Genomic DNA, 25,395 nt, shown 5'->3' on the forward strand with positions numbered 1-25,395 from the left:
GGCACGGCGCTGCATTCTACAGAAAGCGCGCCCGTGCAGTGTAAGCCCTTTTAACGCATATCTCGACGACTATTAGCCACGACCGCCATGAAGTTTATCATTAAATTATTCCCGGAAATCACCATCAAAAGCCAGTCCGTACGCCTGCGCTTTATTAAAATCCTGACCGGGAATATCCGCAACGTGTTGAAACCGTTGGTTGAAGATGTGGCGGTAACGCGCCATTGGGATCATATCGAAGTTCGGGCCAAAGAGGAAAGCCGCCGCGACCTGGTTCGCGATGCCTTAACCCGGATCCCGGGTATTCATCACATTTTAGAGGTGGAGGATCATCCCTACACCGACATGCACGACATCTTTGAGCAGACGCTGGCGATGTACCGCGAACAGCTAGAAGAGAAAACCTTCTGCGTACGCGTGAAGCGGCGTGGTAAGCACGAATTCACCTCGATTGAGGTGGAGCGCTATGTCGGCGGCGGCCTGAATCAGAATATCCCCAGCGCCCGGGTTCGTCTGAATCACCCCGAGGTGACGGTTAACCTGGAGATTGAAGACGATCGCCTGCTACTGGTGCGCGGTCGCTTTGAGGGCCAAGGGGGCTACCCCATCGGTACCCAGGAGGATGTTCTGTCGCTGATCTCCGGCGGCTTTGACTCCGGGGTTTCCAGCTACATGCTGATGCGCCGCGGCTGCCGGGTGCACTACTGCTTCTTCAACCTGGGCGGCTCGGCGCATGAAATCGGCGTAAAACAGGTGGCGCACTACCTATGGAACCGGTTCGGCAGCTCACACCGGGTGCGCTTTGTCGCCATCGACTTTGCACCGGTGGTCGGCGAGATCCTGGAGAAGGTGGACGACGGCCAGATGGGCGTGGTGCTGAAGCGCATGATGGTGCGCGCCGCGTCTCGGGTCGCCGAGCGCTACGGCATTCAGGCGCTGGTGACCGGGGAGGCGCTGGGACAAGTCTCCAGCCAGACCCTGACCAACCTGCGTCTGATCGACGGCGTGAGCGATACGCTGGTACTGCGCCCGCTGATCGCCCACGACAAAGAGCATATCATCCGCTTGGCGCGCCAGATCGGTACCGAGGACTTCGCCAAGACCATGCCGGAGTTCTGCGGGGTGATCTCCAAGAGCCCGACCGTGAAGGCGGTGAAGGCGAAGATCGAGGCGGAGGAGACCCACTTCGATTTCGCGATCCTGGAGCGGGTGGTCGATGAGGCGCAGACGCTGGATATCCGCGATATCGCGCGTCAGACCGAGGCCGAGGTGGTGGAGGTCGAGACCATCGCGTCGCTGGAGCAGGGCGATGTGGTGCTGGATATCCGCGCGCCGGATGAGCAGGAGGCGAAGCCGTTGCAGCTGGCGGACAGCGAGGTGGTATGCCTGCCGTTTTATAAGCTGGCCAACGCCTTCGGCGATCTGGATCAGCGCCGCCGCTATGTGCTGTACTGCGATCGCGGGGTGATGAGCCGTCTGCAGGCGCTGTATCTGAAAGAGCAGGGCTACGACAACGTACGCGTTTACCGGCCTTAAGCGCTTCTCTCCTCTATGTTGCCGTCCAGCCTCGCTTGCAGGCTGAGCGGCAACGTCAACCCATACGCCTCCAGCAGCGTCTCATCACGCAGGATCTGCGCCGTCGCGCCTTGGGCTGCAATACGTCCACTGCAGAGCACCAGCGTTCGTTGGGTCGTCTGTAGGGCCAAATCGAGATCGTGGGTGGCGAGCAGCAGGGCGCTATTCAGGCTATTCAAATGATGGATCAAGGTACGACGTGCCTGCGGATCGAGCGCCGCGCTGGGCTCATCCAACAGGAGTAGAGCTGGATCCGCGATCAATAATGTGGCTAGCGCCGCGCGTTGCTGTTCGCCGCCCGACAGGTGATGGGGCGGCCGATCGAGTAGCGGCAGAAGGCCGAAGGTGGTGGCGATCTGTTGGATCCGCTGTTGATGTGCCACCTCACTCAGCGGACTGTCACCGATCGACAGCGCTAATTCCTCACGCAGCGATGGCAGAATCAACTGACACTCTTGGCGCTGGAACAACAGGCCTAGGCGTTGCCCCGCGCGCCGGGGCTGGCCGATGCAGGAGATCCCCTCCACCTTGATACTTCCTGCTCTAGGGGTCAAGCAGCCGCACAGGTGTAGCAACAGTGACGACTTGCCGCTGCCGTTGGCACCAATCAGGGCGACCTTTTCTCCATGGTGAATAGTCAGGTTGACATTACGTAGCACCGGTAATGCTTGATAGGCGACGGTGAGGTGTTCAACCTGGAGCAAGATAGACACGTTCTCCTCCTATGAATAACAGCAGTGTCAAGAGGATCAGGGCGAGCGTCATGCTGTCGCGCCGGCGCCAATGCAGATGTCGGCGGATGTCGTAGCGCGGCATTGCGGGTTTGCAGCACAGGGCGAGGCGAACATCCTCTGCATGGCGAGTGGCGTAGACCAGTACGGAGCCGAGCATACAGGCGTAGATCCACATCCTGGTGCGTAACGTTAGACGCTGACGCGCCGGCGCGCGCAGCTGCAAGGCTTGCAGGCTGGCACGTAGATAGCGCGCTAAGGTGCTGAGGTGGCGGAAGGTGAGTAGCAGCAGCGAGACGGTGTTGGCCGGTACGCGCATCCCCTGCAATGCGGCACCTAATGTTGTGGTATCGAGCCCGGCACAAAAGAAGAGTAGGAATGCCAGTGATACGTTGGATTTGAGGGTCAACAGCCATGCGAGTGTGATGCCTGGATGTAATGGTACCGCTAGTCCTGGGGGCCAGCTAGCGCCTGCGACGCTAAAGGGTAGGGTGAGCCAGAGAAATAGCATCAAGATATTTAAAGGAATAAAGGCACGATAGGCGCCCCGCGGCAGTGGGGTGAGCAGCAGAGCGAGTGCGGCCAGGGCACCCCAAACGGCGACGAATTGTGGGGTGAGGCTCTGTACTACGCCAGCGCTGACTAACAGCGCGCCACCGAGCCGGCAACGTGGATCCCAGCCATAGCGTGGCTTGGCCGAGAGCGTGGATCGAGGGGCGTTAAAAGAGAACATTAGCGGAGGCTACCGGTGAGCAGTTCGGGAGCGACCCGCTTCAGGAACAGAAAGGCAAACAGGGTGATCCCTCCCTCCAGCAGCGCCAGCGGTAGATTGGCGATGAACAGTAGCGTGGCCGTTGAGGCAAGGGTGGCGTGGCTCCAGGTGAGTGCCAGATAGATGAGTACGGCAGCGATGACGATGGGTAAGGCACCGCAGAGAAAGGCGATGCCAGACGCCAGCCGGCCGGGGCGTCGCAACCCAGGAGTCAGTGGCAGGCAGCCCAGTAGCGCTGCGCCGCCCATGACGCTGGCATTGACCCCGAGCGACAAGAGGCCACCGAATTGAAAGAGTATCGCCTGTAGTGCCAGGGCGATGAAGATGGCGGGAAAAGCGCTCCAGCCGAGGATGATCCCCATAACGCCGAGCAGAGTGAAGTGTATCGAGCTGGCCCCCAGAGGGATGCGTACCAACGAGGCCAGAAAGAAAGCGCTGCTCAGGACGGCGATACGCGGTAGCTGTTGCGTAGAGGTGTGCCGCAGCGCCAGCATTGCCAGTAGCGCGCTACACCCCCAGCCGGAAAAGATCACCGGTAGCGTTAAGATCCCTTCACTGATGTGCATGTGTGTTTTTCCGCCCATGGTGACGCGTCATATAGCCGACGGCGGCGTAGATATTAATGAGTAAGCTAACGCCGAGTAGCGCGCGTAACGGCATGGAGAAGCGGGAGAAGAGGCCGCCATTTAGCGGTTGGGGCTCCGCTTTGACCGCCTGTTGTGTCACTTTAAGGGGGTGATTGAGCGCATGTCCCATACCGTCGCGCATCTCCAGACGCCATTCACCACTCTGGTTGGGGACGAAGGCGAAGCGCCCCAGGCGATCGGTACGTCCGTTCTGATATTCGGTGGTGGCATTATCGGGTGCATAGAGTTTGATCTGGGCGAAGGGGGCGGCGTCACCGGTGGAATAGCCGAACTGTACCACTTGCGCCTGATCGCTGCTCAGATCGCGCACTAGCACGCTATGTGCACCAACCGGCGCGACCAGCGCCCCCAATAGGGGGAGTAACATCCAGATTGCGATAGAACGCATGATAATTTACCTCCTCTGCCCTGTTGCCGGTCATAACTCCGCTGGAGAACGTCACGTCGTTAATTCAACTGATGGTAATTTTTATTCTGCGATAGGAAAGACCAGAGTTGCCCGTAAATCATGTTTATTAATATCTGATTGGGATTGTGACTGCGTTATCCCGGCATGTAACAACCATAGCCCGGGTTGTGTAATGGTAAATTCGGCGATCCCTTGTGAATCACTTTGTTGATTGGCTAGATATGTCTTATATTCTTGGGAATAACCATCGTAAGTAATGTTGATAGTGCTCTGTAGTGGTTGGCCATCTAATAATGATTGAACTTTTACTTTTCCGTTTCCTTTAATGTCGGCAGGATTGGTGAGTAGGATTAACTCCAGTTTCTGTCCTAATACCTGCTGGTAAGTGGTATCTCCAGGGGTGGGGTTGAGTAGGGTCTTGGCGAACTTTTCATAGCGGTTAACGCTGATGACTTTTTTCCCCTGTGCTTCTAGGGTGGCACGATCGCCGGGTAACATACCTTCGGTAGTTTCACACCAGATCTGCGGTAGGCGGTGGCCAACCAGCAGCGCACTTCCTGCTTGTGGCAAGATGACTTGGGCATCAAGGGTATTGTGCTGTGGCTGTTCATGCAGAGGAAGAGGAGTACTCACTCCACCTTGATACAAGGCGAGGGTGACATCGCTAAGATTCTCCATTTCTTCATTCACCATAAATATATGGGAGGAGATTGCCTCGATGCGGACAGACTCACCGGCGCTCAGTTGGCTCTTCTCTGGCTTAATCAGAAACTCGTGAGCGGAGGCTGTATTCAGAATCAATAGCAGTCCTAAGGGAATAAGTAAGTGCATGGGTTTAGCTAGCATAGTAACCTCCCTTACGTCTTGTTGAGTTTAATAAATCATAGAGATGAATTTACTGGAAATAAATTGTGAAGAATAACCCGAACCTTTTAATGTAATTTTTCAGTGCGCGCAAGTACCCCTATCGAGAGAAGTCAACATAGAGAGCGGAGTAAATATAAATGTGTGATCGGTCAGGGCGTATGATGAATTAACAAAAAACGCATACATAGACGGGGAGTATATTTTCCTCGCTTCTGTCCATTTTTCCTAGGGTATTGAGTGCAGCCTCTGCAGCTCCCCGAACTGGCGGGGAGCGTCTGTACGGTTAGCGTTGGTAGTCGTGGATGCCGGCGGCGGTGACCAGCTGCGCCGCGATGGCGGCCGCTTTCTCTCTGCCCAGCAGAATGTCGATGATCTTCAGCGCAAAATCGATACTGGTGCCCGGTCCCTGGCTGGTCAGCAGGCGTACCCGCTCGTCATAGTAGGCCCGCTTATCCATCCATTTCTCTGCGGGGATCTGGGACTTCATGCCCGGATAACCGGTCATATTGGCGATGGGAAACAGGTTGTGGTGCTGTAGGATCAGCGCTGGGGCAGCGCAGATGGCGGCGATAAGACGCCCCTCCAGGTGCATCTGGCGGATCTTCTCGATCACCAGATCGCTATCGCGCAGGCACTCGGCACCGGCCAGTCCACCGGGCAGAATCAGGGCATCGAAGGGTTCATCGGCCACCTGGACCAGCGTGGTATCCGCCAGCAGGCGTACGCCGCGCGAGCAGACGATCTCCCGGTTGCCGTCCGGCGCCGCGCTGGCGCTGACGACCCGGATACCGGCGCGCACCAGCAGATCGATGGTGGTGACCGCTTCGGTCTCTTCACTGCCAGGTGCCAGACACACCAAGGCCGATACGCTCATAGGTTTGTTCCTTCCGTTTAATTAAATCAAAAAGCTGACGGTTTTCCGGCAGTGCCAGACCGTGGCTGCGGCCACAGCGGATCAGGTAGCCGGTGATGTAGTCGATCTCGGTATGGCGTTGGGCCTGAACGTCCTGCAGCATCGAGGAGTGGTTGTCGTGGGTCAGGGACATGCCTTAATGTAAATGGCTGGGCTCGCAACCGTGCAGATGGGAGAATTTGCGCCGGAAGGGATCCGTTTGGGAAACGGAAAATATTGTACGTTAAGGTTGATTTTTAAACAGGAAAGTTTTTGAACACGGCACCTGTTACAGGTGCCGCAAGGCGGGTTATGTTGAAGGGGGAGAGCTAGCTTGTGTCTTGGACTGCGCGGAATCCAGTTGGCGATAAGCCAGAACTGCTGAATATAGTGCGAGTAGACAGCAACAGAAGGCAAACATGAATATTGCCGGGTAACCAAAGATCGAAACAATCATCCCGCCTATCAAACCTGATATGAGGATACCAATGTCGAAACAAGATTCATAAGTGCTGAGAGCGAGTCCAATATTTTCATCAGGCATACTCTTTATGGCTGGTAATGCTAACAGTGGGTATACCATGGATAATCCGAAGCCTGTTAAGAAAGAACCCAGCATTGCTACCCAGGGAGTAAATGCCATACTGATTAGAAACAACCCCGTAGCCTCGACACAAAGAGAAAAGATGGTCATTCCAAGCCCGGAACTATCAGCTTTCCATCCCAGCGTAAGTCTTGAAAGAACGTAGCCCACGCCAAAAAGTGAGATGGCAATTGCAGCTTGTTCTCCCCAGTTGTTTTGCATAAATAGCAGGACTAGGAAGCCAGTGATAGATGCATATCCGATGTTAGCCAGAGAGAAACCGGATCCTGCTTTCCATACACGTTTGATGGCGTAGCCAAGAGAGACATGATTTGCTGTCGGAGAGACGGCGACCGGCTTAACTAACATGACAACAATAAAACCAAGAAGAGGTAATAAAGTCATAATTAGCGCAGATATATTCAGACCTGAATGACTATAAGACCAAGTGCCTACGAAATTGCCTATGGCAAGTCCCAGGAACATGGCGATACCTACCCAGGACATGATCTTGCCTGCATGAGATTTTCCTACTAGTCCGATTGGCCAAGTTCCACTACAAGTAAAAATAAGACTTTCACCAATCCCCATAAAGACACGGGAAAGCAGAATTACGCTATACGCTGCTTGGGAAGGAGGAAGTAAAATGAATGTCAGCCAGCAAATCAGCCCCGCCGAAACCGTTAATGAGAGACCCAGCGTCATACCTTTTCTCGGGCCATGGTTATCGGAATAGCGTCCAGCAAAAGCGCGAGAAAAGAGAGTGGCGATAGATTCTGTAGCAATAACTAAACCAACATAGAATGCTGAATAACCAGCAATTTTGTTGACATATAGCGGAAGAATGGCCAGCGATAACCCTAGACTAATTATAGCAAGAAAAAGAATGCTGGCCACCAATGTTGCGGCAATTAAGTTATTCTGGATTTTGTACATTCATGTAATCCTTATATATTATCTTATTTCCGGATATCATTAAGTTTCCATCCAAAAAAGATAGAATTGCACGATAAATCATCTTTTGCTCAACCTCAATGATAGCCTGGCGTAGGTCATTTTCTGTCATACCATTGTAGATCCTGACGGGTTCTTGATCTATAATAGGTCCTGCATCCACTTCCTCATTAATAAAATGCAAAGTAGCCCCGGTAATGCGTAGTCCCATATCTAGAGATTTTTGTTGAGCCTTATCTCCTGGTAGCGCAGGAAGTAAAGAAGGGTGTGTATTCATGGTGATTGAACCAAATTCCATAGCAAATTCCCTCGTAAAAATTCGCCTAAAACCTCCAAGAATAACTAAATCTATCTGGTTAGCACGTAAGATGCCTGCAATATGCTCATCAAATGCACTGCGTGAACTGAAATCTTTATGATTTACCATATTCACCTTACGCCCCAAAAAAAGAGGGTTAGAAGATGAGGTAAACTCTATATTATTTGTTATAATAACACTCAGTTCCGCAGTTATTCGACTTTTGTCCACGGCATTGATAACAGACTGAATCAAACTACCTCGTCCTGAAAATAGAAATGCTACTTTTTTCATAATTTAACTCGCTCTCTTAGAGTTTTGAATCTCGCATCATTTTCTATAGTGCTGTTCTTGGCAAATTGTCCATCGATAATAATTTCATTACCATCGATTAACACGTAGGAAGGATTTTCATTGTTTAATAACTTGAGCAACGAAACAGGAGTGTTAATGTAGTCAGTATCAATTTTTGATTTTTCAAAAAAAATTAAATCAGCTTTGTAATTACTTTTTATTTTTCCAACATTATCCAGCCCCAGTGTTTTTGCTCCACCTTCGGTTAGAAAATGAAGCGCTTTTGTTGCTGTTATTTTTTTATTAAAATCAGCGTCTCCATGGTGATATAATGCAAACATCGCATCAAATGTAAGGTTGTTGCCTGGATTTACCATTGCAGCGTCGGTTCCTAATCCGATATTCAGGTTATTCATCAGTTCAGCAAGTGGTAGCGTACCTGCGCCAACAAAACTATTACTAACGGGACAATGAATTATATTGGACTGGGCTTCTTTAAGCAGACTGATATCTTTCTCTGAAAGATGGCAGCAATGTACAAGAGTTGTGCTTTGATCAAGTATATTCAAGTCAGCTAACCGTTGAATACCGCTCTTTCCATACTTATGAATATGAAGTTCGACCTGAATTTTCCCTTCATGAACATGTAGGATGAATCTAGTATTATTCTTTTTCGCTATTTGATGCAACTCTAGAAGAAGTTGATCATCTGCTGACAACTCGGATGCCGTGGCTGGAGTAATGGAAATTAATAAATCCTGATATAACGAGAGAGCTGAATCAAACTTATCAAGTGCAGTCTCTACAGAACTATTTTGAGGACTATGCCCTTTTCCAACCCAAGTATTACTCTGGCAAAAATTCACTACACAACGGCATCCTATAAATTTAGCAGCCTTAATATCATCATCTGCACGACTTGTGAACAAGCCGAAAGTTGTTACGCCCTTTTGGATCCCAGAAGTAAGAGCCTTTAGCGCAGCAATATATTGACCTTCTGGAGTTTCTATTTTGTTATTTCTGTGAACAGAATCCAGAACTATATCAATTGGTGATGCATCAAGAATGCTACCATAAATTTCTTTACTGGGGTGAATGTGGGCGTTAACAAGGCCTGGAAACGCAATAAGGTGCTCTGACTCAATGACAGTAACATCGTTACTTACTGAAATGTTTTTTCCTGTTTCGATGATTATCCCGTCCACAATATAGATATCACCACTTATGAGTAACATGGTGACAGAATCGAGATATTTTATTCCTTTGAAAAGAGTCTTCCGTTTCACAAATTAACTCCTGCTGATGGTATAGAATTGCACCCAATAGCTATATTAACTAAATTTGGCGCCTATATTTATAAATTCATTGAATTTTGTTTTGCAATCATAGAACCCAGCGCACATCGCAGTGCAGTATTAAATTCATCTGAGCGAGTATACATCCCGTCACTAAGGACTCCGTTGGTTCCCAGTCGCTCCAGATCTTCCCGTGATACTGATACAAACTTTTCCAGTACTAAATCAGAAAGTTTCATGTTGCGTGATAGGCCATTGGCAACGTCATCTGGCAGCATGATTTTTCCGCTGCAACCATAAAACATTTTTCCGCTTGCAACATGTTTCAACACGGCCCAACCATACAGAAATGTTCCAAATGGGGTCGTTTCCGTGAGTCCCTCAAGAGCGATGATTAAATCAACCTCACGACCAAATCCAGCTTGAAAATTTTCGATACGCCTATGGCAACCAACCAATGCTTCTTCGTCTGAATCTGGTGTTTCACTCACATCGGAGGATACGGTATAACATCCTAACGAGAAATTACTAAACGCCAAACTGCATATTTCTTTGGTTGCTTTTATTTTTGCACTGTTTTCAGAGCATAAAGCAATAACAGGGTATTTATTCTGCATGTGACCTCACCCATTTAATAACAGATGTATTATTCTTTTCATTTAAAATATCAGAAAGCGTATCTTTTGCTGAGTCAATCAATGGCATTCTTTCCTGGTATTTATCTACTATCTTATTTTCGATTACCTCATGAGCTTTTTGCAGGGTTTTGTTGTATATCTGAGTGAAGGTTGTTTTCATTACAGTTGTACCTAAGTCTAGATCCGTCATTCCACTCTGACATAAATCTTTCCACATCAACTCATGTATAAAGGAAAAAAATCCCATGTCATAAGGTAGCCCAGTAATAACATCGGTGCTTCGGGATGTGGTTTCACAGTGAAGGGTATTGTTTTTTATATAGAACTGTATGCCAATGGTACAGGGGAAATCTTTTGTATCAGATTTATGGTAGCTCTGATTTATATTTATAATGGCTCGGCGGGTATCTCTGTTGGCCATGAGAACATGTTTAACCCAGTTATATTGGTTTCCATGATCTTGCACCGGCTCATAAAATAAATAATATCCATAGTTTGAATTTACATTACCATTCTCATCGGTCAGGCTCATCCAGAATTTTGATGCTTTCGCCAGCCCATCTTCAGCTTTCAAACTTCCCTGAAAGTACGCGACAAACTCTCTAGCCAGATACCTGATAGCCCCAAGTCTGGCGGTATGAAGTCTATTCATTGGTTGCTTTAATAAATAGTTTACACCGTATGCCTGCTGCGCATCACCAGCACGTGAAGAAATTAATTCTCCTTTTGAAAGAATATGATATATGCCACTTTTGACAAGTTCATCTACGGAATCTGCTGCAATTGTATGGAATTGATTACCAGAGATTATAGAATTACTTTTCATGATGCATCCTTTACCAAGAAAACACATGTTACTCGTTCAGAATAACGTCTATCTTTTTGTTGTCCATATCTTTTTAATTAAAATTTTAAGTATTGAAGTCTCTTTACTTAATTAATAACCTCATCAAATAGTAAAATAAAATATATTGACCTGAGATATATTTAGTATTGCCGGCTCCTTATTGTCTATACAGGGGTCAGTTTGGATATCGAAAATTATTGTACGCTAAGATTAATATTTTATATTTTCTTTGCCAACAAGAATAATGACCTGGAATTACTCATGGACGCAGCCTAATGGTGGACCATGGAAATGAAACTGGAGCACTTTAAGAAAGCCAGAAAAATCATAGCTCTTGTATAGATCAGTCACTCCGCTTCTGATTGATTTTCTCGATATAGTGCCTGAATTCGATATATCTGTGAGAGGCTGTAGTCCGTGGCATCTGCTGTTTCACTGATACTCAGGTTCTTCATCTGTGGTAGTACAGGATCTTTCTGATGTCGCTTCTGATCGGCCTGTTTACCCCGATATTTTCCCAATGTATGCGCCCGTTCAATTCCCTGTTTCTGCGGCTGGCGGTGGCTCAGCCAGTTTTTATGTGGCATTGCGGCCATCAGGTCGATAAGCATGTTATTGATGGCGGTTATCAACGGCATGGGTGATCGGGTCGGCCTGCGAAGGGGTTTTATCTGAAAGTGCCTGCCATGAGGTGGGGAAATCCAAGCTGACAATCCGCAGTTCATGTTGTTCTATCCGCTTTTTCAGCGTCATCCAGTCGCTGTTGCTGAGACGGATCAGGCGGTCTATCTGCTTGACCAGCAAAATATCATTGTGGTGACTGTCTATCAGTAAGGACTTCATTTGGTAAACGGAGCCCTTACTGATGGGGGAAGTAAATATTTGTGATCGCCTAGAGAGTATGATGAATTTATAAAAACTGCATACATGGTTAAGGCTTATATTTTTGCCAGATGGATTCTATTTTAGGTGGGGTATTGCCCCGCGACGCAGCGGCTCCCCGTGTGGTGGAGAGCCTGGAGGGCGGGTTAGTGGTAGTCGTGGATGCCGGCGGCGGTGACCAGCTGCGCCGCCACCGCGGCCGCTTTCTCTCTGCCCAGCAGAATATCGATGATCTTCAGCGCAAAATCGATACTGGTGCCCGGTCCCTGGCTGGTCAGCAGGCGTACCCGCTCGTCATAGTAGGCCCGCTTATCCATCCATTTCTCTGCGGGGATCTGGGATTTCATGCCCGGATAACCGGTCATATTGGCGATGGGAAACAGGTTGTGGTGCTGTAGGATCAGCGCTGGGGCAGCGCAGATGGCGGCGATAAGACGCCCCTCCAGGTGCATCTGGCGGATCTTCTCGATCACCAGATCGCTATCGCGCAGGCACTCGGCACCGGCCAGTCCACCGGGCAGGATCAGGGCATCGAAGGGCTCATCGGCCACCTGGACCATCGTGGTATCCGCCAGCAGGCGTACGCCGCGCGAGCAGACGATCTCCCGGTTGCCGTCCGGCGCCGCGCTGGCGCTGACGACCCGGATACCGGCGCGCACCAGCAGATCGATGGTGGTGACCGCTTCGGTCTCTTCACTGCCAGGTGCCAGACACACCAAGGCCGATACGCTCATAGGTTTGTTCCTTCCGTTTAATTAAATCAAAAAGCTGACGGTTTTCCGGCAGCGCCAGACCGTGGCTGCGGCCACAGCGGATCAGGTAGCCGGTGATGTAGTCGATCTCGGTATGGCGTTGGGCCTGAACGTCCTGCAGCATCGAGGAGTGGTTATCGGCGGTCAGGTTAATCACCTGCATCACATAGCTGTGCAGGGTCTCCTGGGTGGTGCGATAGCCCTCGGCCTCCATCACCTCGGCGATCTCAGCGATCAGGGCGTGAATGTGATCCTGATGGTGGGCCAGCGCGCCGTTATGGCAGCCATAGAGCACGCTGAGCGGATTAATCACGCAGTTTATCGCCAGCTTATTCCACAGCGCGGGCTGAATATTGTCGTGCCAGGCCACGTCGGGTAGGGCCCGGTGCAGAGTGTCGGCCAGCGCGCTGCAGGATTGCCCCGCCTCATTGAGCGGGCCGATATGGGTGATTCCCCCGGCGACGTGCCAGACGGTATGTCCATCGCGGCGTGCGGCGTGCGTCGTGCTTCCCTGCAGCAGGGGCTGGCGGGGGGGCGCCCGCAGTTCACCGAGCGCCCCCATGCCGTTGTGCAGCAGCAGCAGGGTACAGTGCGGGGAGAGTCGGGGCAGCAGCGGCGGTAGGGCGTTGGCGATTTGCCAGGCTTTCAGGGTCACCAGTAGCAGATCGCTGTGCGCCAGCAGCTCGGGGTCATTGGCCGGAAGCTGGCGCTGGTAGGTTAGCCCCTGCGGCGTGATCAGGTGGACGCTGCAGTCCGGCTGGGGAAGCCGTAGCCAGCCCTGAACCTGGTGTCCGCGCCGCGCCAGTGCTGACAGCCACAGTTTGCCCAGAGCGCCACAGCCCAGAACGGTTATCTTCATTACACCTCCACGGCATTTCCGTGCGCGCCGAAAACGCATGTTACCCCGTACAGTATAAACTTTTATGCCGGCCGGTGTCCCGTCGCCGTGAGCGGCGGCGGCCCGGCGATCTTGCATCATGGCGCTGAGCCGTTATCATGCACGGCATTATAGCGAGAGGAGAAGTAGCATGCCGTCATTCGATATCGTATCCGAAGTGGATCTGCAGGAAGTCCGCAACGCCGTAGAAAACGCCACGCGTGAGCTGGCGTCACGCTGGGATTTTCGTAATGTGGAGGCCAGCATTGAGCTGAATGAAAAGAATGAAACCATCAAGCTCACCACCATCTCTGACTTTCAGGTGAAGCAGCTGATCGATATTCTACGCGAGAAGCTGGTCAAGCGCGGCATTGAGGCCGGTGCGCTGGAGATCCCGGAGGAGTGTGAGCACAGCGGTAAGCTTTACAGCGTAGAGGCGAAGCTGCAGAAGGGCATCGACAGCGCCATGGCGAAGAAGCTGGTGAAGCTGATTAAAGACAGCAAGCTGAAGGTGCAGACGCAGATTCAGGGCGAACAGCTGCGCGTCACCGGTAAGTCACGCGACGATCTACAGGGGGCGATGGCGCTGGTGCGCGGCGCCGATCTGGGCCAGCCGTTCCAGTTTAACAACTTCCGCGACTGATCCCGGCGGGGCAGGCTCTGGCCTGCCCCCGGGGGTTACTCTCCCGGTTCTGCGGCGCGCTGCAGGAACGTTTCCAGCGCCTCGCGGCTGGTCACCTGGCTGTCGATCTTGATGTAGGCGGTATGCTCATCGGCGATCAGCATGACGTCGTTCACCCCCGGCTGCTGGCGCAGCTGGCTGGCCAGCGCGGCCCCGGCCGTCAGCGCCGGCGGCAGCACGATACGCAGGCTGCTGACGTAGGGCGGCTCCTTCATGGTCAGACTGATCACAAACCATATCACCGCCAGCACCGCACAGCCGGTAAAGATGGCTTCGGCCCCGCCGCGGGCGTAGACGATCCCGCCGAGAATACCGCCGATGGCGACGCCGATAAACTGGCAGGTGGAGTAGATCCCCATCGCCGTTCCCTTGTAGCCCGGCGGCGACTCCTTGCTGATCAGCGAAGGCAGCAGCGCTTCCATCATGTTAAAGGCGAAGAAAAATAGCTGAATACCCAGAATAATGCCCCACAGATGTAGCCCGGCGTACCACAGCACCACCTCGGCGGCGATCATCAGCACGATGCACAGCTGAAAAACCTGCTTCATCCGCCGCTGTTTTTCCGCGTAGACGATAAAAGGCACCATGGTGATAAAGGCGATCAGCATGGTGCACAGATAGACTTTCCACTGCTCATCGCGCGCCAGCCCCGCCTGCTCCATCAGCGGCGGCAGCGCGATAAAGCTGGACATCAGCACAATGTGTACGCACATGATGCCGGCGTTGAGGCGCAGCAGGGCCGGACGTATCAGCACGCTGCCGAAGGCGCCGCGGACCATGCTGGCGTCGCGGTTGAGCAGGTGGCTGGTCGGCGTGGGGATCAGGTACAGGGTAATGGCGATGCCGAGCAGCGCCAGCAGGGTGATCAGGCCGAACAGCCCAGAAAGGCCCAGCGCGTGGGTAATCAGCGGCCCGGCGACCATTGCGATGGCAAAGGTGACGCCAAAGCTGACCCCGATGAAGGCCATGGCCTTGGTTCTGTTTTGCTCGCGGGTCAGATCGGAGAGCAGCGCCATCAGCGCCGCGGCGATGGCGCCGGCGCCCTGCAGCGCGCGCCCGAGGATGACGCCCCAGATGGAATCGGTCATAGCGGCGACGGCGCTGCCGCAGGCAAAGATCAGCAGCCCGGCGACGATCAGCGGCTTACGGCCTATCCGATCGGAAATGATGCCAAAGGGGATCTGGAATAGCGCCTGGGTGATACCATAGATCCCGATGGCCAGGCCTATCAGGGTCTCGCTGGCGCCGCTGAGGGACATACCATAGGTTGTGAGCACCGGCAGCACCATAAACATACCCAGCATACGCAGGGAGAAGACGGTGCCCAATCCCCAGGTGGCCTTACGCTCGTCTGACGTCATGCGAAAGTCATTCATTACAACCTCAAGTCGGTATGGGGATTTTCCCGTGGTTTAGCACCGCGGTGCGGGCAGGGATTGGGCGCGGTAGTCGAGCCAGGCTCCCCACAGGATGCCTGAGACGCACAGGGTGAGCCCCAGCGTAAACAGCGGTTCAGACGGGATGCGCAGCGCGGGATCGTACAGGTATTGCGCCAGCAGGAGCAGCAGCCAGACGCCGATCAGCAGGACGCCGGAGAGCAGCAGGCGCAGCGCACGACGGTAGGCCAGTGGAGAGGCGTGGCGCGGACGAAAGCGCCCGGTCTCCTGGGCGTACTCCAGGGTGCGGCGGCACAGCAGCAGCAGCGCCAGCCCCGGCAGGGCGGCGATGACGGAGAACAGGTAGAACAGCGGCCAGCCGTGCAGCTCAACGAACCAGCCGGCGATGGGGCCGACGTAGACCCGCCCGACGGCGGAGAGCGCGGAGAGCAGGGCGAACTGGGTCGCGGAGAAGGCCCGGTTGCACAGGGTCATCAGCAGGGCGACAAACGCCGCGGTGCCCATGCCGCCGCACAGATTCTCCAGGAAGATGGCGCCGCCCATGGTCAGCAGGCTCTTATCCGTGACGGCCAGCAGCCAGTAGCCGAAGTTGGAGACCCCCTGCAGAATACCGAACAGCATCAGGGCGCGGAACAGCGACAGGCGCTGCATCAACATCCCACCCCACAGGGCGCCGACGATGGTGGCCAAGAGTCCCAGGGTCTTGTTGACCAATCCGACCTCGCCGGCGTCGAAGCCGACGCCGCGGATCAGAAAGGTGGTGCTCAGGCTGCCAGCGAAGGCGTCGCCCATTTTGTACATCACGATCAGCAGCAGGATCAGCCAGGCGTTGTCGCGCAGGAAAAAGTCGCGCAGCGGCGCCAGCACCGCCTGCTCCAGCGTGCGCGGCGGCGGGACATCGGCCTGCGGCTCCGGCGCCATCAGGGTGGCGGCGATGCCGATCAGCATCAGGGCCGCCATCAGCCAGTAGGTGGCCTGCCAGCCCAGATAGCGATCGGCCAGCCACAGCGCTAGCCCCCCGGATACCAGCATCGCCAGACGGTAGCCGAACACGGAGATGGCCGCCCCCGCGCCGCGCTCCTCCGCGCTGAGCAGATCGGTTTTGTAGGCGTCGAAGACAATATCCTGTGACGCGGAGCAGAATGCGACCGTGACCGCCAGCGCGGCCAGCCACCACAGGTGCCGCTCCGGATTGAGCAGGCCCATGCTGAAGATGGCGATCAGCAGCAGTACCTGGCTCAGCAACAGCCAGCCCCGGCGTCGCCCAAGCAGCGGCGGCGTGTAGCGATCCATCAACGGCGACCAGAGAAATTTAAAGACGTAGGCCTGGCCGACCAGAGAGAAGAAACCGATGGTTTTCAGGTCGACGCCGGCGACGGTCATCCACGCCTGCAGGGTGCCGGAGGTCAAGGCCAGCGGCAGTCCCGATGCGAAGCCGAGCAGCAATAAAACGGCGCTGCGGCGTTGGGTGAAAATGGCTAAATAGGCTGTTGGCATAGTCGGTATTTGCCGGTGCGCCACGGCGCACCGGTGTCAGGGGTTAACGGGCGTTGGCTTTGATAAAGTCGCTGATGCTGCTGTCCTGGGCCATATTGCTGACAATGTCGCTCAACGCATTGTTGACGGCGTTGGCGATCTTGCCATTGCTGGCGGTAAAGGCGCCCTGTTCGTTATAGCTGGCGCGGTAGGTCTTCACCAGTTTACTGCCGTTGCGCGCGGTGGCGATGATGGAGACATCGGCGTGGGTGGTGATGCTGTAGCGCAGGTTGCCTTCGCTGACGTCGGCATACAGACGGTTAACCACGATCTGCAGATCCACGGCGCCGTTCGCCCCGATCATATAGCCGCGGGCGGTCATCTGCTTCTCCAGGATCTCCTGCAGCAGGAAGCGCAGATCGCGCTGTGCCGTCAGGGTGACCAGCTGGCCGTCGCGGTTTACCTTGGCTAGCGCTTTGTCCTGACGCATGTCGGCGCCATTGATGCTGATAGTGATCCCCTGCAGCGTCGGATCCTGCTGCGGCAGCGCCATCTGCGGATTGATATTCAGGGTGGTGCTGTGGCTGGCACAGCCGGCCAGGGCGATGAGCGCCAGCAGAGGAATAAAGAATTTTTTTAGCATCGTCATTGTGATAGCCATTGTCTGGTGTTGAGTGATAACAGGCATAGTGTCCACTGTGCCGGGCACAGATTTTCATATCATATCATTGCCCCTGCAGAGGCGGGAGGCCTGCGACGGGGGATTTTCGCGGCGCGGCGTGGCGAGCGCCGGTCGTAGCGAAGATATCGTTTTTACCGCATTGATTATAAGGATTTATTTAGGGTTGAAAGCAGATTATACGTAACGTTAAATTACAGGCGGGAGTGCATAGAATGGTAAAAAGCGGCTACGCTTTAGGGTAGGAGGCGGGAAAGGTATACCGTTTAGCCCCGCGAAGGGCGGGTATATCGGATGCAGGTACTGCGCCTGTCGCCGCGATGTGCTCCCGACGCGTTAGCGTGTCATGTACCACTGCCGTTGCCGGATAAGGGGATGTCGTATGATGAGAGAGCAGATAGAAGCCAAACTGCGGGCGGCCTTTGAGCCGGTCTATCTGGATGTTGTGGACGAGAGCTACCGGCATAATGTTCCGGCCGGCTCGGAGACCCACTTTAAGGTGGTGATGGTCAGCGATCGCTTCCAGGGCGAGCGTTTCCTGTCGCGCCACCGTGCGATTTATGGCGCGCTGGCGGACGAGATGGCCGATGGGGTACACGCCCTGGCGCTGCATACCTATACCCGTAAAGAGTGGGCGGGGTTACAGGATACGGTGCTGGCCTCCCCGGTGTGCCGCGGCGTGGGCAGCGGCAGCGCACGTCTGGCCTGAGGGACGCACTCTCTGCCGGGCGGGGGGATGGCATCGGCGAGCGCACGAAGAAGAAGATGGCCTGCGGGCCATCTTTTTTATACCCTGTGTCGAGTCGGACGGGATAGCCCGGTGCGAAAATGTGAGGCGCCGCGTGACTTAATCCCGGCGGTTCTCGACTCCCAGTGCGCGCATCGCTATAATGTCGCGTCTATTTTTCCGGAATGGTATTCGGGACGCTTCTGAAAACAGGGAATGCGGTATACACCCGATGCGCTTCGGGTTGCATTGGCGCGGCGACGCAGTGGACTCTCTGAAACCTACTGAGGTAGGTGGCCGGGAGGGCGCGGGGAAGCCAGCGGCGATACGGCTTGAAAAGCGACGGGGTTACGTCTTGCGTCATCCCGCTTCAGAGTAAGTTGCGGCTCTCAGGCATGATGCAGAGAACGGCTTCTGGCGTTGACCGAGCACTGTGATTTTTTGAGGTATAAGATGCAAGTTTCTGTTGAAACCACCGAAGGCCTGGGTCGTCGCGTAAATATTACTGTTACTGCTGATAGCATCGAAAAAGCAGTAGAGAGCGAACTGCGTAATGTTGCCAAGAAGGCACGCATTGACGGTTTCCGTAAGGGTAAAGTGCCGATGAACATCGTCGCTCAGCGTTATGGCGCATCTGTACGTCAGGACGTGCTGGGCGATCTGATGCAGCGTAATTTCGTCGACGCGATCATCAAAGAAAAACTGAACCCGGTCGGTGCGCCGAAGTATGTACCGGGCGAATACAAACTGGGTGACGACTTTGCCTATGCGGTAGAGTTCGAGGTTTACCCGGAGATCGAACTGAAGGGTCTGGACACCATCGTGGTTGAGAAACCGCAGGTTGATGTCAACGACGCTGACGTAGATGCGATGATCGAAACCCTGCGTAAGCAGCAGGCTTCCTGGGTCGCCAAAGAGGGCGAAGTGGGCGCGGAAGATCGTGCGACCATCGACTTCACCGGTTCTATCGACGGCGAAGCCTTCGAAGGCGGCAAGGCGACTGACTTTGTCCTGGCCATGGGCCAGGGCCGCATGATCCCGGGCTTCGAAGACGGTATTCTGGGTCACAAAGCCGGCGAAGAATTCGCTATCGATGTTACCTTCCCGGAAGACTATCACGCTGAAAACCTGAAGGGTAAAGCGGCTAAGTTCGACATCGTGCTGAAGAAAGTCGAAGAGCGCGAGCTGCCGGAGATGACCGCTGAGTTCATCAAGCGCTTTGGCGTTGCCGATGGTTCTCTGGATGGCCTGAAGGCCGAAGTGCGCAAGAACATGACCCGTGAGCTGAAAAACGCCGTGCGTAACCGCATCAAGGCGCAGGTTCTGGACGGTCTGGTTCAGGCGAACGAAATCGACGTTCCGGCTGCGCTGGTCGACGGCGAAATCGACGTGCTGCGCCGCCAGGCTGCACAGCGCTTCGGCGGTAACGAGCAGCAGGCGATGGAGCTGCCGCGCGAACTGTTCGAAGAGCAGGCGAAGCGTCGCGTTATCGTGGGTCTGCTGCTGGGCGAAGTGATCAGCAAGAACGAGCTGAAAGCCGATGATGCCCGCGTTAATGCGCTGATCGAAGAGATGGCTTCCGCCTATGAAGATCCGCAGGAAGTGATCGAGTTCTACAGCAAGAACAAAGAGCTGATGAACAACATGCGCAACATGGCGCTGGAAGAGCAGGCGGTTGAAGCCCTGCTGTCCCAGGCTAAAGTCAGCGAAAAAGCGACCACCTTCAACGAACTGATGAACCAGCCGCAGGCGTAAGCCCCAGGCCATTAGGTTCGTGAGTATGAAAACCTTCGTCCCCGGGCGAAGGTTTTTTTTTATGCGGCGGCTTTATTTTATCTCATCCGCCCCCAGATCGTTTACATACTGTCTGCCTGATGTGCAGGGACGGCAGGGGAGAGCTGGATTGCGCATAGTCAATCCGGCCTATCTCAAGTAGAATCAAAACGTACCACTGCTGAAGAGATTTCTATAGGAGACGGTTAATGTCATACAGTGACCAGCGTGAGTTAGCACCGCACATGGCGTTGGTGCCCATGGTTGTTGAGCAGACTTCGCGCGGCGAGCGTTCATACGATATTTTTTCCCGTCTGCTCAAAGAACGCATTATCTTTCTGACAGGGCAGGTCGAGGACCATATGGCCAACCTGATCGTGGCCCAGATGCTGTTCCTGGAAGCAGAAAACCCGGAAAAAGACATCCACTTATATATCAACTCACCGGGTGGGGTGATCACCGCCGGGATGTCCATCTATGACACCATGCAGTTTATTAAACCGGATGTCAGCACCATCTGTATGGGACAGGCCTGTTCAATGGGCTCATTCCTGTTGGCGGCCGGCGCGCAGGGCAAACGTTTCTGCCTGCCCAACTCTCGGGTGATGATCCATCAGCCGCTGGGCGGCTTCCAGGGGCAGGCGACCGATATTGAGATCCATGCTAAAGAGATCCTCAGCATCAAGGCGCGCATGAATACCCTGATGGCCAAGCACTCCGGACAGCCGATTGAGGTTATTGAGCGCGACACCGAGCGCGATCGTTTCATGTCTGCACAGGACGCGGTGGAGTACGGTCTGGTTGACGCCGTACTGACCCAGCGCGTCTGATTTGTGCGGCGAACCGACCCTCATGCTGCCTGTCTGGCCATTCGCCGATATACTATAGTGATGCAAAGCGCCCACGGGCGCTTTCGTTCGGATATCGCTGTGAACCGCGCGGACCCTACATGCATTGATGGGACGTACGCCCGCCGTTGGCGGGACAGCTATTAAATGAAAGAGGTTTACTGATGACAGATAAGCGCAAAGACAGTTCAGGCAAGCTGCTGTACTGCTCTTTTTGCGGCAAAAGCCAGCATGAAGTTCGTAAGCTGATCGCCGGGCCGTCAGTGTATATCTGCGACGAATGTGTCGATTTGTGCAATGACATTATTCGCGAAGAGATTAAAGACGTAACGCCGCACCGTGAGCGCAGCGCGCTGCCGACGCCCCATGAGATCCGTCATCATCTGGATGACTATGTCATCGGTCAGGAGCAGGCGAAGAAGGTGTTGGCGGTGGCGGTATACAACCACTACAAGCGCCTGCGCAACGGCGACTCCAGCAACGGCGTCGAGCTGGGCAAGAGCAACATCCTGCTGATTGGCCCGACGGGCAGCGGCAAGACCCTGCTGGCGGAAACGCTGGCACGTCTGCTGGATGTGCCGTTCACGATGGCCGATGCCACGACGCTGACGGAAGCCGGCTATGTCGGTGAAGACGTTGAGAACATCATTCAGAAGCTGCTGCAGAAGTGTGATTACGATGTACAGAAGGCCCAGCGTGGCATCGTGTATATCGATGAGATCGATAAGATCTCCCGTAAGTCAGACAACCCGTCGATCACCCGCGACGTGTCCGGCGAAGGGGTACAGCAGGCGCTGCTGAAGCTGATCGAAGGTACGGTCGCCGCGGTACCGCCCCAGGGCGGGCGCAAGCACCCGCAGCAGGAGTTCCTGCAGGTAGATACCTCCAAGATTCTGTTTATCTGCGGCGGTGCCTTTGCCGGCCTGGATAAAGTGATCGGTCAGCGCGTGAATACCGGCACCGGCATCGGCTTTGGTGCCAAGGTAAAAGGGAAGGCGGACAAGGCCAGCGAAAGCGAGCTGCTGGGACAGGTAGAGCCAGAGGACCTGATCAAGTTTGGCCTGATCCCGGAGTTTATCGGCCGTCTGCCGGTGGTCGCCACTCTGAAAGAGCTGGATGAAGCGGCGCTGATCCAGATCCTGAAAGAGCCGAAAAACGCTCTGACCAAGCAGTATCAGGCGCTGTTCGGTCTGGAGGGGGTCGAGCTGGAGTTCCGTGACGAGGCCCTGACCGCTATCGCCAAGAAGGCCATGGCGCGTAAGACCGGTGCGCGCGGGCTGCGCTCTATCGTTGAGGGGACGCTGCTCGACACGATGTACGATCTGCCCTCCATGGAGAACGTGGAGAAAGTGGTAGTTGATGAGAACGTTATCGATGGCCAGAGCAAGCCGATGCTGATCTATGGTCAGCCAGAGGCGCAGGCCTCCGGCGAGTAACTCACCGTTGCCGCCGTCGCGCCTAGGCCGCCGACGGCGCGACGGGAGACGGGGTAAAATGGGGGATAGCATCCCCCATTTTTTTTCCGCGGGCCACAGCGTTGAATCCCGCAAATGTATCCCCATATACTCAGATAATCCTCTGGCGAAGCAGCCATTGTCCGTTGTGCGGCGCTGTTTCTCCATAACCTGGCGGAAGCTAAACAAAGAGAGAGCTCTATGAATCCTGAGCGTTCCGAACGCATAGAAATCCCCGTATTGCCGCTGCGCGATGTGGTGGTTTATCCGCACATGGTGATTCCGTTGTTTGTAGGCCGGGAAAAATCGATCCGGTGCCTGGAAGCCGCAATGGATCACGACAAGAAGATCCTGCTGGTGGCGCAGAAAGAGGCCTCGACCGATGAGCCGGGGATCAACGATCTGTTTACGGTCGGTACGGTCGCCTCCATCCTGCAGATGCTGAAGCTGCCCGATGGCACGGTAAAAGTGCTGGTGGAAGGGATCCAGCGCGCGCGCATTACCACGCTGTCTGACGGCGGCGAACACTTTGCAGCCCAGGCCGAGTACCTGGATACGCCGGAGATGGATGAGCGCGAACAGGAGATTCTGGTCCGCACCGCCATCAATCAGTTTGAAGGCTATATCAAGCTGAACAAAAAAATTCCGCCGGAGGTGCTGACGTCGCTGAACAGCATCGACGACGCCGCCCGTCTGGCCGATACCATTGCCGCCCATATGCCGCTGAAGCTGAACGATAAGCAGACGGTGCTGGAGATGTCCGACGTGGCGGAGCGTCTGGAATACCTGATGGCGATGATGGAGTCCGAGATCGATCTGCTGCAGGTGGAGAAACGCATCCGTAACCGGGTGAAGAAGCAGATGGAGAAGAGCCAGCGCGAGTACTATCTGAACGAGCAGATGAAGGCGATTCAGAAAGAGCTCGGCGAAATGGATGACGCGCCGGATGAGTTTGAGGCCCTGAAGCGCAAGATCGAAGCCGCCAAGATGCCGAAAGAGGCGCGCGAGAAGGCGGAGTCCGAGCTGCAGAAGCTGAAGATGATGTCACCGATGTCGGCGGAAGCGACCGTGGTGCGCAGCTATATCGACTGGATTGTGCAGGTTCCGTGGCACGCTCGCAGCAAAGTGAAAAAAGATCTGCGCAAAGCGCAGGAGACGCTCGACGCCGACCACTATGGTCTGGAGCGGGTCAAGGATCGCATCCTGGAATACCTGGCGGTACAGAGCCGGGTCAGCAAAATTAAAGGGCCGATCCTGTGCCTGGTGGGACCGCCGGGGGTGGGTAAAACCTCGCTGGGGCAGTCTATCGCCCGGGCGACCGGACGCCAGTATGTGCGCATGGCGCTGGGTGGGGTGCGCGACGAGGCGGAGATCCGCGGTCACCGTCGGACCTACATCGGCTCCATGCCGGGTAAACTGATCCAGAAGATGGCCAAGGTGGGGGTTCGTAACCCGCTGTTCCTGTTAGATGAAATCGATAAGATGTCCTCTGACATGCGCGGCGATCCGGCCTCGGCGCTGCTGGAGGTCCTGGATCCGGAGCAGAACGTCGCCTTTAACGATCACTATCTGGAAGTGGACTACGATCTGTCCGATGTGATGTTCGTCGCCACCTCTAACTCCATGAATATTCCGGCGCCGCTGCTGGATCGCATGGAGGTGATTCGCCTGTCCGGCTATACCGAGGACGAGAAGCTTAACATTGCCCGTCAGCACCTGCTGCCGAAGCAGATTGAGCGTAATGCGCTGAAGAAAGGCGAGCTAACGGTGGACGATAGCGCCATCGTCGGGATCATTCGCTATTACACCCGCGAAGCCGGGGTGCGTGCGCTGGAGCGTGAAATCTCCAAGCTGTGCCGTAAGGCAGTGAAGCAGCTGCTGCTGGATAAGTCGCTGCGCCATATTGAGATCAACGGCGATAACCTGAAGGATTATCTGGGCGTTCAGCGCTTCGACTATGGCCGCGCCGACAGCGAAAACCGCGTGGGCCAGGTCACCGGCCTGGCCTGGACCGAGGTCGGCGGCGATCTGCTGACCATTGAAACCGCCTGTGTCCCGGGTAAGGGGAAACTGACCTATACCGGTTCGCTGGGTGAGGTAATGCAGGAGTCGATTCAGGCAGCGCTGACCGTGGTGCGCGCGCGCGCCGACAAGCTGGGGATCAACCCGGACTTCTACGAGAAGCGCGATATCCACGTGCACGTACCGGAGGGGGCGACCCCGAAAGATGGCCCGAGCGCCGGTATTGCCATGTGTACGGCGCTGGTCTCCTGTCTGACCGGTAATCCGGTGCGCGCCGACGTGGCGATGACCGGGGAGATCACGCTGCGTGGCCAGGTGCTGCCGATCGGTGGGCTGAAGGAGAAGCTGCTGGCGGCCCACCGCGGTGGGATCAAGACCGTGCTGATCCCGGACGACAACAAGCGCGATCTGGAGGAGATGCCGGAGAACGTTTTACGCGATCTCGACATTCATCCGGTGAAGTGGATCGACGAGGTTTTGGCTCTGGCGCTGCAGAATTCCCCGTTTGGGATGGACGTGGTGACGGCGAAATAGTGATATATCGCAAAATACGTTGATAAAACATCGGCTGGCAGCGCACTTCGGGCTTGCCAGCCTTTTTTTGTCCGGCTAACGTAGAGCCCTGTCGGCCGTAGCAAGCGCCCGTGAAGCGCCTTGCCGGACAGCGACAGGCCTGATATAACAGCTGCGCAGCCGTACGGTAGGGAGAACGGTTTCCTGTACGGCGAGATTTCTAAAGGGGATGATAGAGTGAATAAGTCACAACTGATCGACAAGATTGCTGAGGGTGCAGATATTTCCAAAGCGGCAGCCGGTCGCGCGCTGGATGCGTTCATTGCATCCGTGACCGAAAGCCTGCAGGAAGGTGACGCCGTCGCGCTGGTCGGTTTTGGTACTTTTGACGTCCGCGAACGTGCTGCCCGTACTGGCCGTAATCCGCAGACGGGCAAGGAGATTGATATTCCTGCCGCGAAAGTTCCGGGTTTCCGCGCGGGCAAAGCGCTGAAAGACGCCGTCAACTAAG

At 54.8% G+C, this 25,395-nt stretch carries 24 protein-coding genes and 3 pseudogenes; 9 read left to right on the forward strand and 18 right to left on the reverse strand.

The features are described from left to right. Positions 1-87 precede the first annotated feature (87 nt). Positions 88-1,536, forward strand: coding sequence for a tRNA uracil 4-sulfurtransferase ThiI (gene thiI / locus ETEE_RS13195; protein WP_034163688.1), 1,449 nt, complete (start codon positions 88-90; stop codon positions 1,534-1,536). On the opposite strand, the gene ETEE_RS13200 is transcribed toward thiI, so the two are convergent. From ETEE_RS13200 to ETEE_RS13250, 12 genes and pseudogenes are all read right to left on the reverse strand, one after another. Next, entirely contained in the window at positions 1,533-2,288 is a 756-nt protein-coding gene (locus tag ETEE_RS13200) for an energy-coupling factor ABC transporter ATP-binding protein (protein WP_049703730.1), read from the reverse strand. The two genes, thiI and ETEE_RS13200, sit on opposite strands and share 4 nt — an antisense overlap. Continuing rightward, positions 2,266-3,039, reverse strand: coding sequence for an energy-coupling factor transporter transmembrane component T (locus ETEE_RS13205; RefSeq protein ID WP_034163687.1), 774 nt, complete (start codon positions 3,037-3,039; stop codon positions 2,266-2,268). The genes ETEE_RS13200 and ETEE_RS13205 overlap by 23 nt, the downstream gene beginning before the upstream one ends. After that, the gene (gene cbiM / locus ETEE_RS13210) at positions 3,039-3,644 is read right to left on the reverse strand and encodes a cobalt transporter CbiM (RefSeq protein WP_034163686.1); all 606 of its coding nucleotides are present in this window, start codon (positions 3,642-3,644) and stop codon (positions 3,039-3,041) included. The genes ETEE_RS13205 and cbiM overlap by 1 nt, the downstream gene beginning before the upstream one ends. After that, on the reverse strand, positions 3,631-4,113 hold the full coding sequence (locus tag ETEE_RS13215; RefSeq protein WP_034163685.1) for a hypothetical protein: 483 nt from the start codon (positions 4,111-4,113) through the stop codon (positions 3,631-3,633). The genes cbiM and ETEE_RS13215 overlap by 14 nt, the downstream gene beginning before the upstream one ends. A gap of 81 nt (positions 4,114-4,194) precedes the next feature. Continuing rightward, positions 4,195-4,980 (reverse strand): DUF4198 domain-containing protein, encoded by a 786-nt coding sequence (locus tag ETEE_RS13220; RefSeq protein ID WP_034163684.1) that lies wholly within the window; start codon positions 4,978-4,980, stop codon positions 4,195-4,197. 304 nt (positions 4,981-5,284) lie between these two features. Next, the gene (gene yajL / locus ETEE_RS13225; RefSeq protein WP_034163683.1) at positions 5,285-5,875 is read right to left on the reverse strand and encodes a protein deglycase YajL; all 591 of its coding nucleotides are present in this window, start codon (positions 5,873-5,875) and stop codon (positions 5,285-5,287) included. Then, positions 5,835-6,038 (reverse strand): annotated as a pseudogene (locus ETEE_RS13230) (ketopantoate reductase C-terminal domain-containing protein); the annotation flags it as partial. The gene yajL (ETEE_RS13225) and the pseudogene ETEE_RS13230, both read right to left, overlap by 41 nt. A 165-nt stretch (positions 6,039-6,203) precedes the next feature. Beyond that, a complete protein-coding gene (locus tag ETEE_RS13235) occupies positions 6,204-7,412 on the reverse strand; it encodes an MFS transporter (RefSeq protein WP_034163680.1) in 1,209 nt (402 codons plus the stop codon). Then, positions 7,393-8,022, reverse strand: a complete 630-nt coding sequence (gene purN, locus ETEE_RS13240) for a phosphoribosylglycinamide formyltransferase (protein WP_034163678.1) — start codon at positions 8,020-8,022, stop codon at positions 7,393-7,395. Before purN ends, ETEE_RS13235 begins: the two co-directional genes overlap by 20 nt. Then, positions 8,019-9,308 carry an amidohydrolase family protein gene (locus tag ETEE_RS13245; RefSeq protein WP_034163676.1) on the reverse strand — a complete coding sequence of 430 codons (1,290 nt, stop codon included), beginning with the start codon at positions 9,306-9,308 and terminating at the stop codon, positions 8,019-8,021. The genes purN and ETEE_RS13245 overlap by 4 nt, the downstream gene beginning before the upstream one ends. 68 nt (positions 9,309-9,376) lie before the next feature. Continuing rightward, positions 9,377-9,934 carry a DUF84 family protein gene (locus ETEE_RS20275; protein ID WP_071844196.1) on the reverse strand — a complete coding sequence of 186 codons (558 nt, stop codon included), beginning with the start codon at positions 9,932-9,934 and terminating at the stop codon, positions 9,377-9,379. Continuing rightward, complete coding sequence (locus ETEE_RS13250) at positions 9,924-10,781, reverse strand: thymidylate synthase (protein WP_049703731.1); 858 nt, start codon at positions 10,779-10,781, stop codon at positions 9,924-9,926. The genes ETEE_RS20275 and ETEE_RS13250 overlap by 11 nt, the downstream gene beginning before the upstream one ends. A 231-nt stretch (positions 10,782-11,012) precedes the next feature. On the opposite strand from ETEE_RS13250, the pseudogene ETEE_RS22255 reads away from it, so the two are divergent. After that, positions 11,013-11,144 (forward strand): annotated as a pseudogene (locus tag ETEE_RS22255) (DUF6500 family protein); the annotation flags it as partial. A 5-nt stretch (positions 11,145-11,149) separates the two neighbouring features. Here ETEE_RS22255 and ETEE_RS20280 read toward each other — a convergent pair. From ETEE_RS20280 to panE, 3 genes and pseudogenes are all read right to left on the reverse strand, one after another. Continuing rightward, positions 11,150-11,636 (reverse strand): annotated as a pseudogene (locus tag ETEE_RS20280) (recombinase family protein); the annotation flags it as partial. 194 nt (positions 11,637-11,830) lie between these two features. Beyond that, positions 11,831-12,418 carry a protein deglycase YajL gene (gene yajL, locus ETEE_RS13260; RefSeq protein WP_034163674.1) on the reverse strand — a complete coding sequence of 196 codons (588 nt, stop codon included), beginning with the start codon at positions 12,416-12,418 and terminating at the stop codon, positions 11,831-11,833. Continuing rightward, on the reverse strand, positions 12,378-13,295 hold the full coding sequence (gene panE / locus ETEE_RS13265) for a 2-dehydropantoate 2-reductase (protein WP_034163673.1): 918 nt from the start codon (positions 13,293-13,295) through the stop codon (positions 12,378-12,380). Before panE ends, yajL (ETEE_RS13260) begins: the two co-directional genes overlap by 41 nt. 169 nt (positions 13,296-13,464) lie before the next feature. On the opposite strand from panE, the gene ETEE_RS13270 reads away from it, so the two are divergent. Continuing rightward, positions 13,465-13,956: a YajQ family cyclic di-GMP-binding protein gene (locus tag ETEE_RS13270; RefSeq protein WP_034163671.1), complete on the forward strand. Its 492-nt coding sequence runs from the start codon at positions 13,465-13,467 to the stop codon at positions 13,954-13,956. Positions 13,957-13,991: 35 nt separating this feature from the next. Here the strand turns inward: ETEE_RS13270 and ETEE_RS13275 are convergent, their stop codons facing one another. Genes ETEE_RS13275 through ETEE_RS13285 form a run of 3 tightly spaced genes read right to left on the reverse strand, consistent with a single transcriptional unit; the run spans position 13,992 to position 17,511 of the window. Beyond that, entirely contained in the window at positions 13,992-15,371 is a 1,380-nt protein-coding gene (locus tag ETEE_RS13275) for an MFS transporter (RefSeq protein WP_034163669.1), read from the reverse strand. A gap of 36 nt (positions 15,372-15,407) precedes the next feature. After that, a complete protein-coding gene (gene ampG / locus ETEE_RS13280) occupies positions 15,408-16,889 on the reverse strand; it encodes a muropeptide MFS transporter AmpG (RefSeq protein ID WP_034163668.1) in 1,482 nt (493 codons plus the stop codon). Between the two features lie 43 nt (positions 16,890-16,932). After that, positions 16,933-17,511 carry a lipoprotein gene (locus tag ETEE_RS13285; RefSeq protein WP_034163815.1) on the reverse strand — a complete coding sequence of 193 codons (579 nt, stop codon included), beginning with the start codon at positions 17,509-17,511 and terminating at the stop codon, positions 16,933-16,935. A 418-nt stretch (positions 17,512-17,929) separates the two neighbouring features. On the opposite strand from ETEE_RS13285, the gene bolA reads away from it, so the two are divergent. From bolA to hupB, 6 genes are all read left to right on the forward strand, one after another. Next, positions 17,930-18,256 carry a transcriptional regulator BolA gene (gene bolA, locus ETEE_RS13290; RefSeq protein ID WP_012847853.1) on the forward strand — a complete coding sequence of 109 codons (327 nt, stop codon included), beginning with the start codon at positions 17,930-17,932 and terminating at the stop codon, positions 18,254-18,256. A 471-nt stretch (positions 18,257-18,727) separates the two neighbouring features. Continuing rightward, the gene (tig, locus tag ETEE_RS13295; protein WP_034163667.1) at positions 18,728-20,029 is read left to right on the forward strand and encodes a trigger factor; all 1,302 of its coding nucleotides are present in this window, start codon (positions 18,728-18,730) and stop codon (positions 20,027-20,029) included. A gap of 227 nt (positions 20,030-20,256) precedes the next feature. After that, positions 20,257-20,877, forward strand: coding sequence for an ATP-dependent Clp endopeptidase proteolytic subunit ClpP (clpP, locus tag ETEE_RS13300; RefSeq protein WP_034163666.1), 621 nt, complete (start codon positions 20,257-20,259; stop codon positions 20,875-20,877). Between the two features lie 182 nt (positions 20,878-21,059). After that, positions 21,060-22,331 carry an ATP-dependent protease ATP-binding subunit ClpX gene (clpX, locus tag ETEE_RS13305; protein ID WP_034163665.1) on the forward strand — a complete coding sequence of 424 codons (1,272 nt, stop codon included), beginning with the start codon at positions 21,060-21,062 and terminating at the stop codon, positions 22,329-22,331. Between the two features lie 219 nt (positions 22,332-22,550). After that, complete coding sequence (lon, locus tag ETEE_RS13310) at positions 22,551-24,905, forward strand: endopeptidase La (protein WP_034163663.1); 2,355 nt, start codon at positions 22,551-22,553, stop codon at positions 24,903-24,905. 216 nt (positions 24,906-25,121) lie between these two features. Then, the gene (gene hupB / locus ETEE_RS20285; protein WP_071881920.1) at positions 25,122-25,394 is read left to right on the forward strand and encodes a nucleoid-associated protein HU-beta; all 273 of its coding nucleotides are present in this window, start codon (positions 25,122-25,124) and stop codon (positions 25,392-25,394) included. Position 25,395: the final 1 nt, after the last annotated feature.

Source organism: Edwardsiella anguillarum ET080813 (assembly GCF_000264765.2).
Classification (GTDB): domain Bacteria; phylum Pseudomonadota; class Gammaproteobacteria; order Enterobacterales; family Enterobacteriaceae; genus Edwardsiella; species Edwardsiella anguillarum.

Excerpts from the sequence above, each read along its gene's own strand:
- thiI (WP_034163688.1), top strand. The coding sequence starts at position 88 with ATGAAGTTTATCATTAAATTATTCCCGGAAATCACCATCAAAAGCCAG.
- ETEE_RS13205 (WP_034163687.1), bottom strand. The coding sequence starts at position 3,039 with ATGTTCTCTTTTAACGCCCCTCGATCCACGCTCTCGGCCAAGCCACGC.
- cbiM (WP_034163686.1), bottom strand. The coding sequence starts at position 3,644 with ATGCACATCAGTGAAGGGATCTTAACGCTACCGGTGATCTTTTCCGGC.
- ETEE_RS13215 (WP_034163685.1), bottom strand. The coding sequence starts at position 4,113 with ATGCGTTCTATCGCAATCTGGATGTTACTCCCCCTATTGGGGGCGCTG.
- ETEE_RS13220 (WP_034163684.1), bottom strand. The coding sequence starts at position 4,980 with ATGCTAGCTAAACCCATGCACTTACTTATTCCCTTAGGACTGCTATTG.
- yajL (WP_034163683.1), bottom strand. The coding sequence starts at position 5,875 with ATGAGCGTATCGGCCTTGGTGTGTCTGGCACCTGGCAGTGAAGAGACC.
- ETEE_RS13235 (WP_034163680.1), bottom strand. The coding sequence starts at position 7,412 with ATGTACAAAATCCAGAATAACTTAATTGCCGCAACATTGGTGGCCAGC.
- purN (WP_034163678.1), bottom strand. The coding sequence starts at position 8,022 with ATGAAAAAAGTAGCATTTCTATTTTCAGGACGAGGTAGTTTGATTCAG.
- ETEE_RS20275 (WP_071844196.1), bottom strand. The coding sequence starts at position 9,934 with ATGCAGAATAAATACCCTGTTATTGCTTTATGCTCTGAAAACAGTGCA.
- ETEE_RS13250 (WP_049703731.1), bottom strand. The coding sequence starts at position 10,781 with ATGAAAAGTAATTCTATAATCTCTGGTAATCAATTCCATACAATTGCA.
- yajL (WP_034163674.1), bottom strand. The coding sequence starts at position 12,418 with ATGAGCGTATCGGCCTTGGTGTGTCTGGCACCTGGCAGTGAAGAGACC.
- panE (WP_034163673.1), bottom strand. The coding sequence starts at position 13,295 with ATGAAGATAACCGTTCTGGGCTGTGGCGCTCTGGGCAAACTGTGGCTG.
- ETEE_RS13270 (WP_034163671.1), top strand. The coding sequence starts at position 13,465 with ATGCCGTCATTCGATATCGTATCCGAAGTGGATCTGCAGGAAGTCCGC.
- ETEE_RS13275 (WP_034163669.1), bottom strand. The coding sequence starts at position 15,371 with ATGAATGACTTTCGCATGACGTCAGACGAGCGTAAGGCCACCTGGGGA.
- ampG (WP_034163668.1), bottom strand. The coding sequence starts at position 16,889 with ATGCCAACAGCCTATTTAGCCATTTTCACCCAACGCCGCAGCGCCGTT.
- ETEE_RS13285 (WP_034163815.1), bottom strand. The coding sequence starts at position 17,511 with ATGCTAAAAAAATTCTTTATTCCTCTGCTGGCGCTCATCGCCCTGGCC.
- bolA (WP_012847853.1), top strand. The coding sequence starts at position 17,930 with ATGATGAGAGAGCAGATAGAAGCCAAACTGCGGGCGGCCTTTGAGCCG.
- tig (WP_034163667.1), top strand. The coding sequence starts at position 18,728 with ATGCAAGTTTCTGTTGAAACCACCGAAGGCCTGGGTCGTCGCGTAAAT.
- clpP (WP_034163666.1), top strand. The coding sequence starts at position 20,257 with ATGTCATACAGTGACCAGCGTGAGTTAGCACCGCACATGGCGTTGGTG.
- clpX (WP_034163665.1), top strand. The coding sequence starts at position 21,060 with ATGACAGATAAGCGCAAAGACAGTTCAGGCAAGCTGCTGTACTGCTCT.
- lon (WP_034163663.1), top strand. The coding sequence starts at position 22,551 with ATGAATCCTGAGCGTTCCGAACGCATAGAAATCCCCGTATTGCCGCTG.